17 protein-coding genes and 3 tRNA genes are annotated in these 13645 nt (G+C 66.8%); 10 read left to right on the top strand and 10 right to left on the bottom strand.

The window, feature by feature from the left end; all coding sequences use genetic code 11:
* Nucleotides 1–29: 29 nt before the first annotated feature.
* Nucleotides 30–542 carry a hypothetical protein gene (locus AC07RV_RS19690; protein ID WP_296789149.1) on the bottom strand — a complete coding sequence of 171 codons (513 nt, stop codon included), beginning with the start codon at nt 540–542 and terminating at the stop codon, nt 30–32.
* Between the two features lie 270 nt (nt 543–812).
* On the opposite strand from AC07RV_RS19690, the gene AC07RV_RS19685 reads away from it, so the two are divergent.
* From AC07RV_RS19685 to AC07RV_RS19670, 4 genes are all read left to right on the top strand, one after another.
* Complete coding sequence (locus tag AC07RV_RS19685; protein WP_296789150.1) at nt 813–935, top strand: hypothetical protein; 123 nt, start codon at nt 813–815, stop codon at nt 933–935.
* Between the two features lie 98 nt (nt 936–1033).
* Complete coding sequence (locus tag AC07RV_RS19680) at nt 1034–1462, top strand: hypothetical protein (RefSeq protein ID WP_296789151.1); 429 nt, start codon at nt 1034–1036, stop codon at nt 1460–1462.
* A 148-nt stretch (nt 1463–1610) separates the two neighbouring features.
* Nucleotides 1611–1856, top strand: coding sequence for a hypothetical protein (locus AC07RV_RS19675; protein ID WP_296789153.1), 246 nt, complete (start codon nt 1611–1613; stop codon nt 1854–1856).
* Nucleotides 1857–1903: 47 nt separating this feature from the next.
* A tRNA-Met gene (locus AC07RV_RS19670) sits at nt 1904–1981 on the top strand.
* A 134-nt stretch (nt 1982–2115) separates the two neighbouring features.
* Here AC07RV_RS19670 and AC07RV_RS19665 read toward each other — a convergent pair.
* The gene (locus AC07RV_RS19665) at nt 2116–2748 is read right to left on the bottom strand and encodes a hypothetical protein (RefSeq protein WP_296789155.1); all 633 of its coding nucleotides are present in this window, start codon (nt 2746–2748) and stop codon (nt 2116–2118) included.
* A 484-nt stretch (nt 2749–3232) separates the two neighbouring features.
* Nucleotides 3233–3469 (bottom strand): hypothetical protein, encoded by a 237-nt coding sequence (locus tag AC07RV_RS19660; RefSeq protein WP_296789156.1) that lies wholly within the window; start codon nt 3467–3469, stop codon nt 3233–3235.
* Between the two features lie 80 nt (nt 3470–3549).
* On the opposite strand from AC07RV_RS19660, the gene AC07RV_RS19655 reads away from it, so the two are divergent.
* From AC07RV_RS19655 to AC07RV_RS19645, 3 genes are all read left to right on the top strand, one after another.
* Nucleotides 3550–3924: a terminase small subunit gene (locus AC07RV_RS19655; RefSeq protein WP_296789158.1), complete on the top strand. Its 375-nt coding sequence runs from the start codon at nt 3550–3552 to the stop codon at nt 3922–3924.
* Nucleotides 3921–4256, top strand: a complete 336-nt coding sequence (locus tag AC07RV_RS19650) for a terminase small subunit (protein WP_296789160.1) — start codon at nt 3921–3923, stop codon at nt 4254–4256. Before AC07RV_RS19655 ends, AC07RV_RS19650 begins: the two co-directional genes overlap by 4 nt.
* Before the next feature lie 81 nt (nt 4257–4337).
* On the top strand, nt 4338–4709 hold the full coding sequence (locus AC07RV_RS19645; protein WP_296789162.1) for a hypothetical protein: 372 nt from the start codon (nt 4338–4340) through the stop codon (nt 4707–4709).
* Between the two features lie 76 nt (nt 4710–4785).
* Here the strand turns inward: AC07RV_RS19645 and AC07RV_RS19640 are convergent, their stop codons facing one another.
* The 6 genes from AC07RV_RS19640 to AC07RV_RS19615 all read right to left on the bottom strand — a co-directional run bounded on the left by AC07RV_RS19640 (nt 4786) and on the right by AC07RV_RS19615 (nt 8111).
* Nucleotides 4786–4923 (bottom strand): hypothetical protein, encoded by a 138-nt coding sequence (locus AC07RV_RS19640; protein ID WP_296789164.1) that lies wholly within the window; start codon nt 4921–4923, stop codon nt 4786–4788.
* A gap of 131 nt (nt 4924–5054) precedes the next feature.
* A tRNA-Arg gene (locus AC07RV_RS19635) sits at nt 5055–5131 on the bottom strand.
* 41 nt (nt 5132–5172) lie between these two features.
* Nucleotides 5173–5249: transfer RNA gene (locus tag AC07RV_RS19630), tRNA-Pro, on the bottom strand.
* Nucleotides 5250–5285: 36 nt separating this feature from the next.
* Nucleotides 5286–5993, bottom strand: coding sequence for a glutathione binding-like protein (locus AC07RV_RS19625; protein ID WP_296789165.1), 708 nt, complete (start codon nt 5991–5993; stop codon nt 5286–5288).
* 116 nt (nt 5994–6109) lie between these two features.
* On the bottom strand, nt 6110–6373 hold the full coding sequence (locus AC07RV_RS19620; RefSeq protein ID WP_203205608.1) for a UBP-type zinc finger domain-containing protein: 264 nt from the start codon (nt 6371–6373) through the stop codon (nt 6110–6112).
* 40 nt (nt 6374–6413) lie between these two features.
* Nucleotides 6414–8111, bottom strand: coding sequence for an FAD-dependent oxidoreductase (locus tag AC07RV_RS19615; protein WP_296789167.1), 1698 nt, complete (start codon nt 8109–8111; stop codon nt 6414–6416).
* A 183-nt stretch (nt 8112–8294) separates the two neighbouring features.
* Between AC07RV_RS19615 and AC07RV_RS19610 the strand changes: the two genes are divergently transcribed.
* The 3 genes from AC07RV_RS19610 to AC07RV_RS19600 all read left to right on the top strand — a co-directional run bounded on the left by AC07RV_RS19610 (nt 8295) and on the right by AC07RV_RS19600 (nt 12005).
* A complete protein-coding gene (locus AC07RV_RS19610) occupies nt 8295–9191 on the top strand; it encodes a GNAT family N-acetyltransferase (protein WP_093341295.1) in 897 nt (298 codons plus the stop codon).
* 185 nt (nt 9192–9376) lie between these two features.
* Nucleotides 9377–11518 carry a polyphosphate kinase 1 gene (gene ppk1 / locus AC07RV_RS19605; RefSeq protein ID WP_093341297.1) on the top strand — a complete coding sequence of 714 codons (2142 nt, stop codon included), beginning with the start codon at nt 9377–9379 and terminating at the stop codon, nt 11516–11518.
* 25 nt (nt 11519–11543) lie between these two features.
* Complete coding sequence (locus AC07RV_RS19600) at nt 11544–12005, top strand: SixA phosphatase family protein (protein WP_057594239.1); 462 nt, start codon at nt 11544–11546, stop codon at nt 12003–12005.
* A gap of 84 nt (nt 12006–12089) precedes the next feature.
* On the opposite strand, the gene AC07RV_RS19595 is transcribed toward AC07RV_RS19600, so the two are convergent.
* Nucleotides 12090–13610 carry a Ppx/GppA phosphatase family protein gene (locus tag AC07RV_RS19595; protein ID WP_296789170.1) on the bottom strand — a complete coding sequence of 507 codons (1521 nt, stop codon included), beginning with the start codon at nt 13608–13610 and terminating at the stop codon, nt 12090–12092.
* Nucleotides 13611–13645: the final 35 nt, after the last annotated feature.

Genomic DNA, 13645 nt, shown 5'->3' with positions numbered 1-13645 from the left:
CGCAAGCTCGCTTCGGATTCGGCGCGCTGTCAGGGCTTTCGAGGCTGCAGCAAGCCCGAGTAGCACGCGGGAATCTTTTCGTCGCCCTGCACGCAGTCGGAGTGCCTGTACAAGGCCTCGATCTCGATCACAGGCACCGGCCTGCCCAGGAACATCCGCTGCCCGACCACGCGGCCGTCGAAGCTCACCAGCGTGTATAGGGCCACGAGGTCCCGGTCGTAGTCCCCCGCGCCGCAGGCGATGAACTGCTGCTCGTCGCGGGGCCACTGCAGCACGTTCTGTGCATCGAAGGTGGCGTGCAGCAGCGTGAAGCACTGGCGAGCGCCTTCCTCTGCTTCGATGGCGTTGATGCCGCCGCTCCAGTGGATGCGTTTGCCTTGGGCTTGCGGGGTCAGGGCCTGGGCGGGGGAGAGGGTGGTGGCTTGGGGTTTTGTTGTGCGCACAGTTTGATCGGCTTGACGATCGGAAGGCGTGCTGCAGGCGCTCACGAGGGCCGCGGCAGATAGCAGGGCAATGGCGTGTCGGTTTCGGTGGAGGGGCATCGCTTCATCGTAGCGTGGCTGCACGCTTCAACCGGGAAGGTGAAATGGCCTTGGATGCCTGCGGCGCAATCCGAGGCGTTGTAGCTACTCAAAGCGCAACCAAGCTGGGCCGACCATCGCGCACGAGCTGGGCACTTGGGTGCAACGGTTGTCATCGCTGGATGGTGGTTATCTGGCAGGACGTCGTTATAGGAAACGTCCCGACCACGTAGCGCGCGCGGAAAGCCGCCCGGTGGCGCTCGACAGGACTTGAGCGAGGAGAACAACCGAATGCCCGAAGACCGTAAATCCAGCACGACCATCGTGTTCAAGGCCGAGCAGGACCTGCATGGCAAGGAACAGATCGTGACCCGCGAGACACCGGCAGAGCTTACTCACCTGAGCTCTGCGTAATCGATGATCGCGTAGGAACGCTGGTCGATCGAGGCGATATCCTGCGCGTGCAGCGCGGGGCATACGTACCGACCGTGCGGCACCTGCCAGCGCGTGCCATGTCGAAGACGCTGCTGGCCGACGGTTGGGTGAAGATGGAGATCGGCGAGATGGTGCTTCAGCTGACGCCGCGCAAGGACCGCATGCTGGCGGCGCTGCAGGTCAGCGCGGCCGTCCAGGCCATTGCGATCGAGACCGGGCGCAACATTGCCACACTCGCCGCGGAACAGGCCGAGGAGATCAAACGACTCTGCCGACAGGTCCATGCAATGTCCGAAAAGGTCGATCCTGGTCAGCCTCAGCTCTTTCAAGAAGAGATTTGTATCGGCGATTTGGCGGCCAACATCGCGAGGTTTGGGCTCGAACGGCGGCAGCTAGTTCGAGTGGAAAATCCGGCTCATGAACACCTCGGACTACATCGCTCTTGCGGCCCTCGCAATCAGTGGGTACGCAGTTCTTCAATCGCATCTCACAAACGCTCGAACTGAGACTGCTCGTCGAGAGGCACACGCGGCACAGGCGGCCGCCGAGCGCCGTGCGTTGGTCGATCAGGTTTTCTTGGAGGCCCACGGTCTCGCGGATGACGTGCGGTTGCATGGCGGGGCGGCGGATAGGACTAGACAGCGCGCGAATGACATGGAGACCAAAAGCGGGTCGCGCGAGCATTCTGGCTTTGCCCTGATTCGTAGGAATTGCGACGGTAAGCAGATCGAGGCTGAAAACGCCTACACGGAACACGCCAAAGTCTTACTCGCCGAAGGAGTGGGAACTCTCGCCCCTCGTTCGGTCGAAGAACTTGAATCGATGTTGCGGGACTTGAAGAAGGCACGTGGCCGCGTTCGATTGCTCATCGAAGAGACGGAAGCGTTGCTGCCGAAATAACCCCTTCTAGGGCGAGCGTGCCGGCCTCCAGCGTTCCACACTTCGATCGCGGTGTGGCGCAGCCAGATAGCGCAGAGGGCTCATAACCCACAGGGTCGCCCGTTCAAATCAGGCCACCGCAACCAGTTAACCATCCCGGAGGGGTTCAACCGTAATTCGAGCACGGGTCGAGATGCATGATCCGGGGTAGCTGCGCACGGCGAACCGGTCGAGGCCTTTGGTGGCATCCGCCTGCGAGCGACGCCTCGCTTCTCGCTTTCTAGAGCTTGTCTCTCTGAGCGGGGACATTCACTCCAGGGGGTGGCCTCGGCTTGCGAAGTTTGGATTCGGCGGCGACGGCAGCCGTAAGAGCTTCTGGAAACGGGGTCGCGTAGGGCAGTTGCTCCTTCGATTCGATAACGCTTTGAATTGCAAGCCATCGATCGTTGTATCGCTCTGCATGTTCCTTGAACGCCGTGATTTGCGGCGGGAGTTCTTCGTTCAACACGTACGGGCGATACGCTACCAGCAGATCAACGATTTTCGCGTTGTCTTGGACCAATCGGGCGATACGTCCGTAAAGTTGGGCGTGTCTCTGCTGGCCGTCTCGCCGCACGCGGATTACGTAGGATTCGAGGATGCCCCAGTTGGGTTCCGTGAAATCTGCTTGAAGCTCTTTGGCAACGAGCCGATTGGCTTCCAAAGCCATTTCGATTTTGACCAAGTACTCTCGCCAGAGGCGCGCATTCTCCATGTCGGCGAGCTGCTTTTCGGCTGTGGCTTTTTCAGCAGCTAGCTGCTCGGCTCGCGCTGCCTCTTTTTTCTCCGCCTGTTGCTGCTGGTAAAGCCACGTGCCCGCACCCCCAATGGCGCCCCCAATCGAGAGGATGATTGGTATCCAGACGGCTGCCATGGATTTTGAAGGATCCGCAGGCTTTGCCTCTGCCGTAGGTTGAGGCTCGCTGGGGGCCGTGGCTCCGTCGTGCAAGGGGGGATTTCTTCCCATTTCGTTCTCCTTCCGGAGGCGAAGCGTGGGTTCAGCAGGCCAATGCGTCTATAGCTCATTCAGATGATGGCGCGCGTTCGCGTTTCATGCTTACACTGCAAACGCCCCTGTAGGGTTTCGTTCATTTCATTCTCCGCCGGAAGATGCAGGCCACGGGCAACCGGACCCGGAACACGGCGCCGGCCCTGATGCTGGAGTTGGGGGTAAGCCATTCCGGATTTTTCCTCCTGCTTGTCCCAGGGGTTGCAGGGTGGGATGGGACCGCACGGTCCAGCGCGCGAGCAGCACGCAAGTCGGATGGATCGAATCTCTGGCGCTATGCCGGTCAGTTGTCTCCTCGAGCGGCCTCGGTCGCACGTTCGCCCGCCAGGACCATCCTCGCGGGCTTTTTCTATTGAGGAGGTCGAAGGAATTCCTGACCGGCTTTGGTGACCGAGACGGTGTAGTGCGCAGGGCTCGGCGACTCGCCCAAATCGGCCAGCTTGACGGGCTTGCCATCGCGCCGGTCGTGGACGTCGATGTAGCCACGCTCCTCAAGAACGTCCACCATCCAGCGCTGAACGCTCGTCCATCCACTGGTCATCACACCCAATAGGGCTGACTGCAACTCGGCCTTGCCGACGCTCATTGCCGCTCCTCGAAGTGAATGCGCGGATTGTGCCCCTATAGGGTTTGACCGTTGAACGCCAGGCGAGAACACTCGCTCGCATGGCACCACGCAAGCCGGCGAAGAAGCAGGCGGCCGCATCGAAGAAGATCACCACGGAGCCCGCCGCCCGCAAGAAGGCCGCGGGCTCGCCTGCGCGCAAGAAAGCCCCGGCGACCAAGGCGAAGAAGCAACGCCGCCCGGCAGCCCCAGAGTCGGCCCAGCTTGGGCTTACCGGCCTGCAGCAACGCTTCGTCGACAAGTACCTGATCGACCTGAAAGACACGCGGGCTGCCTCCGCGCCGGCTACATACAGCCCGGACAGCGCCCGGCAGATGGCGTTCGAGAACCTGTCAAAACCATACATCCAGGGTGCGATCGCCGACGCCCGAAGGCGCAGCAGGAGCGCACCCAGGTGGGTGCCGACTGTGTGGTGACCAAAGCCTGGAACATCATGCTGGCCGACACGCGCCGCCTGTCGCCCCGGGCGGTCGCGCTCTACGCCGGCGCCAAGATGACGAAGTACGGCATCGAGATCTCCATGCACGACAAGGGCGCGGCGATGGAGACGCTGTTCAAGCACCTGGGCCTCTACGAGAAGGACAACCAGCAGAAGACCGACCCGCTGGCGGCCCTGTTGCACAGCATCGCGAACGGCAATGGCAACGGGTTTCGGCCCGTGGCCAACGATCCCGAGGCGCCCGAGGCTCCGGCCGGCACCAGCGGCTTCATGCCGCGCCAGGACGTAGACGATGGCGCAACAGGCTAAGGCTACGGCGCGCCCGCCGATCCGGGCACGCTGGACGAGGACGACACCGCACTGGACGTCGCGCCCGGCAGCGCCGTCAACGTGCAGCTGTCGCACCGGTGGGACAACCGCCGCCGGCCCAAGCGCGGGCCGCACATCGCCAAGCACGCCGACCAAGTGCCCAGGGACGCGGCCGAGCTCGAGCGCTGCCTGCGTGACCCGGAACGGCGGTTGTTCAGTGGCTGCCTCTACCGGATCATCGCCAAGGGCGGGTCACCCAAGAACGAGGACGGCGAGGTCATCGACGAGGGCGATGTGTTCGTCATAACTTTCAATCCCAACCGGGCCCAGCGGCGATTCATCATTCGTCTCTGGCTCCACAACGTCATCCTGAAGGCCCGGCACCACGCTGATCGCCATCCTCTGGCTGGGTCATGCGCTGTTCAACGGGAGCCAGAACCGCCAGGCGGCTGAGGCCATCTCCATCATGAGCGGACGTTTCGTCGTCTGCGCATCGGATTGGATGCCTCGTGGCACCATGCCGCGCTTCTCAAATAGGACTGAGCGTGTCGCGATGTTCGACTCCTTCGGCCTCGGTCTCAAAGGTGGAGAGGTTGTGGCGATCAAGCCGCTTGTGCTCGATGCGAAGTCGGTAGCGCCCGTCGCCTGCTTGGATGTTCTGCGCCATGGCAGATGCGTACGAGAACGGGCGAGTAGTGCCGCTACCTTTCGGGGTAGCGGAGGGGCGTTCTAAGTCGCTTTGAGAGATTCGGCTTTTCGCGGTGTGTTGGAAAAACCCAGGGAAATCAACAACGGAGTTGGCCTGCCCGGAGGGGATCGAACCCCCGACAACCTGCTTAGAAGGCAGGTGCTCTATCCAACTGAGCTACGGGCAGATTCCAGGCGGAACAGAAAGCAAAGCAGGAAAGAAGATTCTTGGTCGGGGCGAAAGGATTCGAACCTTCGACCCTCTGGTCCCAAACCAGATGCGCTACCAGGCTGCGCTACACCCCGACAAGCCTTCTATTCTAGCCCGAATATGGGGCGGTCTCAGCGCTTCTCGTACTGGGTCTTGCCGAAAAGCACTTCGCGCGCCTTGTCGTCGGTGATGGGCTTGCGCAGATCGGCAAGCACCTTCACGCCGCGCTGCACGGCGGGGCGCTCGGCGATGCCGTCGAACCAGTCCTTCAGGCGCGGATAGTCCTCGAGGGTGATGCCCTGGTTCTGCCAGCTGCGCAGCCACGGGAAGATGGCGATGTCGGCGATGCTGTAGTCGGGGCCGGCGATGAAGCGGTGCTTCGACAGCTGCTTGTCGATCACGCCGTAGAGGCGCTTGGCCTCGTTGGTGTAGCGGTCGATGGCATAGGCGATCTTTTCGGGCGCATAGAGGCGGAAGTGATGCGCCTGGCCGAGCATGGGGCCGACGCCGCCCATCTGGAACATCAGCCACTGCAGCACGTCGTAGCGCGCGCGGTCGCCCTGGGGCAGGAACTTGCCGGTCTTGCCGGCCAGGTAGACGAGGATGGCGCCCGATTCGAACAGCGAGATGGGCGCGCCGTCCGGACCGTCGGGGTCGGTGATGGCGGGGATCTTGTTGTTGGGGCTGATCTGCAGGAAGTCGGGCGCGAACTGGTCGCCTTTGCCGATGTCGATGGGGTGCGCGCGGTAGGGCAGGCCGCACTCCTCGAGCATGATGTGGATCTTGTGGCCGTTGGGCGTGGGCCAGGAATAGACCTCGATGGTCTTCGGTTCGGGCATGTTGTCGAGTCTCCGGTCTGGATGGGGGCGGCGAAGAGGGGCTCCTCGACGCGGCAGCCAGCATATACAGGCGGCCGCGCGGGCGTGCGCCGCACGGCCAATGACCGGCGCGCGCCTCAGCCCACCTGCCGCTCGTGCGCGTTGCACCACATCCAGTCCTCGCCGGGCTCGAGCGACTGGATCACCGCATGGCCCTCGGCCTGCGAGTGGCGCGTGGCATGCCGGTTCTTCGACGAATCGCAGCAGCCGACGTGGCCGCAGTGCACGCACAGGCGCAGATGCACCCAGCTGTCGCCGGTCTTGAGGCATTCCTCGCAGCCGCGCAGGGTGTGGGGCGCGGCGATCTCCGCGGGGACGTGTTCGCAGGGCTTGATGCGCATGCGCGGGTTCTCCTGGATGAATGGTGGAGGGATCGGGGACTCAGGCGATCGCCGAGTTGGAGGTCAGGTGCTGATGGATCAACGCGACCACCGCCGCACCTTCGCCGATCGCTCCGCCCACGCGCTTGACCGAGCCCGAACGCACGTCGCCGACCGCGAAGACGCCGGGCACGCTGGTCTCGAGCGCGGTGGCCGGGCGCGCGGGAAAGCCGGCGCTGGCGTCGGGACCGGTCTGCACGAAGCCGTGCTTGTCGACCGCGACGCCGCAGCCCGCGAGCCAGTCGGTCTCGGGCTCGGCGCCGACGAACAGGAAGATGTTGCGCGCGGGGCAGTCATGCTCGGCGCCGGTGCTGTGGCAGCGCCAGGTGGCGCCGGTGAGGCCGTCGTCGGGATCGCCGTGCAGCTGCACGAGTTCGGTGTGGGGCTGCAGCGAGATGTTGGGCGTGGCCTCGATGCGGTCGATCAAATAGCGCGACATGCTGGCCGCGAGCGAGGGGCCGCGCACCAGCACGTTGACCTTGGCCGCATGGTGCGAGAGGAACACGGCGGCCTGGCCGGCCGAGTTGCCGCCGCCGACCAGCGCGACCTCCTGCTGCGCGCAGAGCTTGGCCTCGATGGCCGAGGCCCAGTACCAGATGCCGCGGCCCTCGAATTCGTGCAGCCTGGGCACCCCGGGCCGGCGGTAGCGCGCACCGCTGGCGACGACGACGGTGCGTGCCGAAATGCGGCGGCCGTCGGCCAGCGCGATGGCGAGGCTGCCGTCGGCGTTGGTGCGCGCGCAGTCGAGCGAGGCCACCTTGGCCGGGATCAGCATCTCGACGCCGAACTTCTGCGCCTGCACGAAGGCCCGGCCGGCCAGTGCCTGGCCCGAGATGCCGGTGGGAAAGCCCAGGTAGTTCTCGATGCGCGCGCTGGCGCCGGCCTGGCCGCCGAAGGCGCGGCAGTCGAGCACGATCACGCGCAGCCCCTCGGAGGCGGCATATACGGCGGTCGCGAGGCCGGCCGGGCCGGCGCCGACCACGGCCACGTCGTAGAGCTCGTCGTGCGCGGCGGCATCGACCATGCCCAGGCACAGCGCCAGCGCGTCCTCGCTCGGGTTCACCAGCACCGAGCCGTTGGGGCACACGGCCAGCAACTGGTGGTCGCCGTACTGCGCCAGCAGCGCGGCGGCGTCGGGGTCCTGGTCGGCATCGACCAGGTGATAGGGATGGCCGTTGCGGCGCAGGAAGTTCTCGAGCCGCGCCATGTCGGGCGACTGCGGCTGGCCGATCAGCACCGGGCCGGCGGCGCCCGATTCGATCAGCGCCACGCGCCGCAGGATCAGCGCGCGGGTGATGCGCTCGCCGAGGTCGGCCTCGGCCACGAGCAGCGCGCGCAGTTGCGCGGGCGGCAGCACCAGCGCCTCGACGTCCTCCTCGGCATGGCCGTCGACCAGGGCGGGGCGGCCGCTGAGCTGGCCGACCTCGGCCAGAAATTCGCCCGGCCCCTGGCGCACGATCGGCACCACGTGGCCCAGGCCGTCGCGCTGGGTGACCGAGACCACGCCCTTGAGCAGCACGAACATGCCGGCGCCGACCTCGCCGGCGGTGAACAGCCGGCTGCCGCGCGCGAAGTGCTGCACGCTGCCGAAACGCGCGATCCGCGCGATCTCGCTGTCGTTGAGCACCGGAAAGGTCTGCAACTGTCGGTTACCGCCGGCGGGAGCCGGTGCGGCGGTGGAAGCGTCGGTGAGGGCCATCGGGCGAGGACTCCAGGTCGGTGCGGGTTCGGCGATGAAAGCCATTAGACGTCAAAGAAGCGGCGGCGGAGCACCCCCGAAAGGAAGGCCGACGGCCCGTCACATCGTCATGCAATTGCCACGGCCATGACACGCGCTTTTCACCACGGGTGCCGAGACTCGCCCAGCAGAAAGGGTTTCCACATGAAAGAACTGCCCAACCCGACATTTCCGCTGTCGCAGATCGGGCTCCGCGCAGCCCTCTGGCCCGCGCCCGTTGTCGCCGGCACCGCCGCCGCCGTCACCGCGACGCCCAAGGTCCCCGCTGCCGTCAGTCCCGCGGTCGTCGTGCCGGCCCCCGTCATCGAGGCCAAGCAGGGCATCACCGTCGGTTGGGCCCGTCACCAGGACGATGTTCGCGCGGCCCAGCGCCTGCGCTATGAAGTGTTCGTCGGCGAGATGGGTGCGCGCATCTCCACCTCGCTGCCCGGCCACGACGTGGACCTGTTCGACGATTTCTGCGAACACCTGCTGGTGCGCGACGAACTGACGCAGCAGGTGATCGGCACCTACCGTGTGCTGACGCCGGCCCAGGCGCGCCGCGTGGGCAGCACCTACAGCGACACCGAATTCGACCTGACCCGCCTGCGCGACCTGCGTGAGCGCATGGTCGAGCTGGGCCGCAGCTGCGTGCACCCCGAGCACCGCCAGGGCGGCGTGATCCTGGCGCTGTGGGGCGCGCTGGCCGGTTTCATGCACCGCAACAAGCTCGACACGATGATCGGCTGCGCCAGCATCCCGATGTCGCACAACGGCGTGACCTGCGGCGACGCGGCGGCCAGCATCTGGCGCCAGCTCTCGGCCAGCCACATGGCGCCGATCCAGTACCAGGTGCAGCCGCGGCTCGCGCTGCCGGTCGAGCGCCTCGATGGCAGCCTCGACGTGGAACCGCCCGCGCTGATCAAGGGCTACCTGCGCCTGGGTGCCAAGGTGCTCGGCGCGCCGGCCTGGGATCCGGACTTCAACACCGCCGACCTGCCGATGCTGATGCGCATCGACGACCTGCCGGCGCGCTACCGCAAGCATTTCCTGGGCGCATGAAACCAGCGGTCGTCCGACCCGCGAACGGGTCGTCCGTCCTGCCGCCGGACGGGGAAGAGCAGTCGAAAGTAGGCATGTCGACGGCGTCACGGGAAAGTCATGCAAATGTCACAAACCCGCATGACACTGTCACATTCCCTTTATCGAGCACGGCCATGGTGCCGCTTGTTCCAGAATCCGTGTCCATGCCTTCCGATCCGGCCGATTCGCTGCCTTCCGTGGCCGAGACGCCGAAATTCACCTTGCTTGACCGCGACCACAGCATCCTGTCGTTCAACGAGCGGGTGCTCGACTGGGCGCACCGCCCCGAGGTGCCGCTGATCGAGCGCCTGCGCTACCTGTGCATCGTCTCGTCGAACCTCGACGAGTTCTTCGAGGTCCGCGCCGCGCCGCACCTGATCGCGGGCAGCGCCGACGACCACAAGGGCACCTACACGGTCGAGTCCTTCCGCCGGCTGGCCGAGGCGGTCCACACGCTGGTGGCGCGCCAGTACGCGCTCTACAACGACGAGCTGATGCCGACCTTCGGCACGCACGGCATCCACATCATTTCGCACGGCGAGCGCAACCCGGCGCAGCGCAAGTGGGTGGCCGAGTATTTCGAGCGCGAGGTGCGCCCGCTGCTGCTGCCCGTGGGGCTCGACCCCTCGCATCCGTTCCCGCAGGTCGCGAACAAGTCGCTGAACTTCATCGTGCGCCTGGGCGGCAAGGATGCCTTCGGGCGCGAGAACCCGATCCAGATCGTCAAGGTGCCGCGCGTGCTGCCGCGGCTGATCAAGATGCCGGCCAAGGTGTCGGACGGCAAGACGCTGTTCGTGGCGCTGTCGAGCGTGGTGCGCGCGCACCTGTCCTCGATGTTCACGGGGCGCGAGGTCGGCGACTTCTCGCAGTTCCGCGTCACGCGCCATTCCGACCTCGCGGTGGACGAGGAGGACGTGAAGAACCTGCGCACCGCGCTGCGCCAGGGCCTGCAGCACCGGCACTTCGGCCAGGCGGTGCGCCTGGAGGTGTCGGCCAGCTGCGCCGAATCGCTCGCGAGCTTCCTGCTCGAGCAGTTCAACCTGCCGCCCGAGGCGCTGTACCGCGTGCACGGCCCGGTCAATCTCGCGCGCTTCACGCAGCTGGCCGACCTGCTCGACGAGCCGAAGCTGCGCTTCAAGCCCTACCAGGCCTCCTACCCGATCACGCTGTCGCCCGCGCAGTCCTTCTTCGAACGGCTGCAGCGCGGCGACGTGCTGATCCACCAGCCCTTCGAGAGCTTCGAGGGCGTGCTGGCCTTCCTGCGCGAGGCGGTGCACGACCCGCAGGTGCTGGCGATCAAGCAGACCATCTACCGCACCGGCGCCGACTCCGAGCTGATGGAGCTGCTGCGCGAGGCGGTGCGCCGCGGCAAGGAAGTCACCGTGGTGGTGGAGCTCAAGGCGCGCTTCGACGAAGAGGCCAACATCAACTGGGCCGAGATGCTCGAGTCGATCGGCGCCCAGGTGGTGTACGGCGTGGTGGGCCTGAAGACCCACGCCAAGATGCTGCTGGTGACGCGCCGCGAGGGCAAGCAGATGCGCCGCTACGGCCACCTGTCGACCGGCAACTACAACCCGCGCACCGCGCGCCTGTACACCGACATCAGCCACCTCACGGCCGACCCGCTGCTGACCGCCGACATGGAAGCGGTGTTCGTGCACCTCGCGAGCCAGAGCAAGCTGCCCAAGCTCAACCGCGTGTGGCTCGCGCCCTTCGACCTGCACAGCAACATCCGCGCGCAGATCGCCACGCTGGCCGCGGCCGCCGAGCGCGGCGAGCCCACGCGCATCGTCGCCAAGATGAATGCGCTGACCGACGAGGAACTGGTCGCGGCGCTGGTGCACGCGGGGCAGAAGGGCGTGAAGATCGACCTGATCGTGCGCGGTGCCTGCACGCTGCCGGCCCAGGTGCCGGGGCTGACCGACAACATCCGCGTGCGCTCGGTGATCGGCCGCTTCCTCGAGCATTCGCGGGTGTTCTATTTCCGCCATGGCGAGGACGAGTCGCTCTATCTCTCGAGCGCCGACTGGATGAACCGCAACATGATGCGGCGCATCGAGCTCGCCTGGCCCGTGACCGACCCGGTGCTGCGCCAGCGCCTTATCGACGAGTGCCTGGTCGCCTACCTGCACGACGGCCGCGATGCCTGGGACCTCGGCGCCGATGGCGTCTACACCCGCATCGACCACGACACGCACCCGGGCGAGGCCGGTGCGTCGCGTGCGATCGAGGCGCACGGCGCGCAGGCCGCCCTGATGAACCGCTACGCAGCGCGAGGGCCCCGTGACGTCGCATCCGGCGAATGAAGCCGAAGTTCGAAAGACGATGACCATGGACCTGATCTTCTGGCGCCATGCGGAAGCCGATGACTGGACCGAGGGCTGCGACGACATGCAGCGCTCGCTCACCGCGCGCGGCGAGAAGCAGGCCAAGCGCATGGCCAGCTGGCTCGACCGCCAGCTGCCCGACGGCACGCGCATCATCAGCAGCCCCGCACGGCGCTGCGAACAGACCGCGCTGGCGCTCGGCCGCAAGTACAAGCTGCGCAGCGAACTCGCTCCCGACACCACCGCCGATGCGCTGCTGGCCTCGGCCGGCTGGCCCAACGGCAAGTCGGTGGTGCTGATGATCGGCCACCAGCCTTCGCTGGGGCAGGCGATCTCGCTGCTGCTGGGCTTGAAGCAGGACAGCTGCCCGGTGCGCAAGGGCGCGCTGTGGTGGATCCGCACGCGCGAGCGCGATGGCGACGTGCAGACCGTCGTGGTGACGGTGCAGTCGCCCGAACTGCTCTGAGGCTGCGCGCGGCCACGCCGCGCATTCGGTGTCGGCGCTGCGGGCAGCGGTGCCGGCTGTCAGCAGGCCACCTGGCCGGACGGCTCAGCAGCCCGCCAGATCGACGCGCCAGGTACTGATCTTCTGCCAGGCCAGCACCTCCTCGCGCAGCAGGTGGGCCGACTGCGGGAAGGCCTCGGCCCAGTCGGGCGCGCAGGCGATCGAGAAGGTGCGGGTGCCGAGCGGCGACAGGTGCAGCGCATCGGGCGCGGGATCGCGCCGTGCGTGGCACAGGATCACCGCGAGCCGTAGCGCCAGCAGCTGCATCACGAAGGTCTCGTCGTCGAGCGAACCCTCGAGCTTGCGCAGCTTGCCGCGCTGGCCCAGCACCAGCTGGGCGAGGGTGTGGAGCTCGTTGACCGCGAAGCCGGGGGCGTCGGTGTTGTCGAGGATGTAGGCGCCGTGCTTGTGGTAGTCGCTGTGCGAGACCAGCGCGCCGATCTCGTGCAGTTGCGCGGCCCAGCCGAGCTTGCGCAGCGCGCGGCCGGCGCGGCTGGTGGTGCTGCCGCCGCGCGCGGCCGGGGCCAGCTGCACGAACAGGGCGGCGGCCGTGTCGCCCACGCGCCGGGCCTGGACCGGGTCGACCGCGAAACGGGTGGCGAGGCGCGCGACCGTGGTGGTGCGCATGTCGGCCACGCTCTCGTCGCGTTCCAGCAGTTCGTAGAGCACGCCGTGGCGCAGCGCGCCCTGGGCCACCTTCATCTCCTCGATGCCCAGCAGGTCGAACACCGCGCGCAGCACGCTGAGGCCGCCGCCGATGACGGCCTTGCGGTCCTCGCGCATGCCCTCGATGCGCAGCTTGTCGGCGCCGCCGGCCTTGAGCAGCCGGTCGAGCAGCCAGTCGAGGCCCTCGCGCCTGACCACGCCGGGCTCGCCGCCGGCTGCGGCCAGCACGTCGCCGACCGCGCCGATCGTGCCCGAGGCGCCATAGGCCACGTCCCACTGGTCGCGCGTGTAGCTGCCGAGCGCGTCGTCGAGCACCGCCTTGGCCGCGACCTCGGCGGCCCGGAAGGCGGCGGCGGTGAACTGGCCCTCGGGGAAGTGCTTCATCGACCAGGCGACGCTGCCGACGCGGTACGACTCCATCAGCTCGGCCTCGAGGGCGCGGCCGATGATCATTTCGGTGGAGCGCCCGCCGATGTCGATCACCAGCCGGCGTTCGCGGTCCGAGGCGTCGTTGTGGGGCAGCATGTGCGCCACGCCCTGATAGATCAGGCGGGCTTCCTCGCGCCCCGGGATCACGTCGATGCCGAAGCCCAGGATGGTGCGCGCGCGCAGCAGGAATTCCTCGCGGTTGCGCGCCTCGCGCAGCGTCTGGGTGGCGACGGCCCGCACCTGCGAGCGCTTGAAGCCGGCCAGCCGCTCGCCGAAGCGGGCGAGGGCGTCCCAGCCGCGCTGCATGGCTTCGGGCGTGAGATTGCGTGCGCTGTCCAGGCCGTTGCCCTGGCGCACGGTCTCCTTCAGGTATTCGGTGCGGTGGATCTGGCCGTGATCGACCTGGCCGATTTCGAGCCGGAAGCTGTTGGAACCGAGATCGACCGCTGCGAGGCGGGTGCCGTTTTGCATGTTGTAGTAAAGAAGGCGGAGCCTGATTCGTAAGT

The sequence above is a fragment of the Variovorax sp. GW821-FHT09B01 genome (assembly GCF_059418345.1).
The sequence above is the reverse complement of the archived record's forward strand: the minus strand, read 5'-3'. Positions and strand labels throughout refer to the sequence as shown.

Bases quoted from the DNA above. Each gene is read 5' to 3' on its own strand.
- AC07RV_RS19690 (WP_296789149.1), bottom strand. From the start codon at position 542: ATGCCCCTCCACCGAAACCGACACGCCATTGCCCTGCTATCTGCCGCG.
- AC07RV_RS19685 (WP_296789150.1), top strand. From the start codon at position 813: ATGCCCGAAGACCGTAAATCCAGCACGACCATCGTGTTCAAGGCCGAG.
- AC07RV_RS19680 (WP_296789151.1), top strand. From the start codon at position 1,034: ATGTCGAAGACGCTGCTGGCCGACGGTTGGGTGAAGATGGAGATCGGC.
- AC07RV_RS19675 (WP_296789153.1), top strand. From the start codon at position 1,611: ATGGAGACCAAAAGCGGGTCGCGCGAGCATTCTGGCTTTGCCCTGATT.
- AC07RV_RS19665 (WP_296789155.1), bottom strand. From the start codon at position 2,748: ATGGCAGCCGTCTGGATACCAATCATCCTCTCGATTGGGGGCGCCATT.
- AC07RV_RS19660 (WP_296789156.1), bottom strand. From the start codon at position 3,469: ATGAGCGTCGGCAAGGCCGAGTTGCAGTCAGCCCTATTGGGTGTGATG.
- AC07RV_RS19655 (WP_296789158.1), top strand. From the start codon at position 3,550: ATGGCACCACGCAAGCCGGCGAAGAAGCAGGCGGCCGCATCGAAGAAG.
- AC07RV_RS19640 (WP_296789164.1), bottom strand. From the start codon at position 4,923: ATGGCGCAGAACATCCAAGCAGGCGACGGGCGCTACCGACTTCGCATC.
- AC07RV_RS19625 (WP_296789165.1), bottom strand. From the start codon at position 5,993: ATGCCCGAACCGAAGACCATCGAGGTCTATTCCTGGCCCACGCCCAAC.
- AC07RV_RS19620 (WP_203205608.1), bottom strand. From the start codon at position 6,373: ATGCGCATCAAGCCCTGCGAACACGTCCCCGCGGAGATCGCCGCGCCC.
- AC07RV_RS19615 (WP_296789167.1), bottom strand. From the start codon at position 8,111: ATGGCCCTCACCGACGCTTCCACCGCCGCACCGGCTCCCGCCGGCGGT.
- AC07RV_RS19610 (WP_093341295.1), top strand. From the start codon at position 8,295: ATGAAAGAACTGCCCAACCCGACATTTCCGCTGTCGCAGATCGGGCTC.
- ppk1 (WP_093341297.1), top strand. From the start codon at position 9,377: ATGCCTTCCGATCCGGCCGATTCGCTGCCTTCCGTGGCCGAGACGCCG.
- AC07RV_RS19600 (WP_057594239.1), top strand. From the start codon at position 11,544: ATGGACCTGATCTTCTGGCGCCATGCGGAAGCCGATGACTGGACCGAG.
- AC07RV_RS19595 (WP_296789170.1), bottom strand. From the start codon at position 13,610: ATGCAAAACGGCACCCGCCTCGCAGCGGTCGATCTCGGTTCCAACAGC.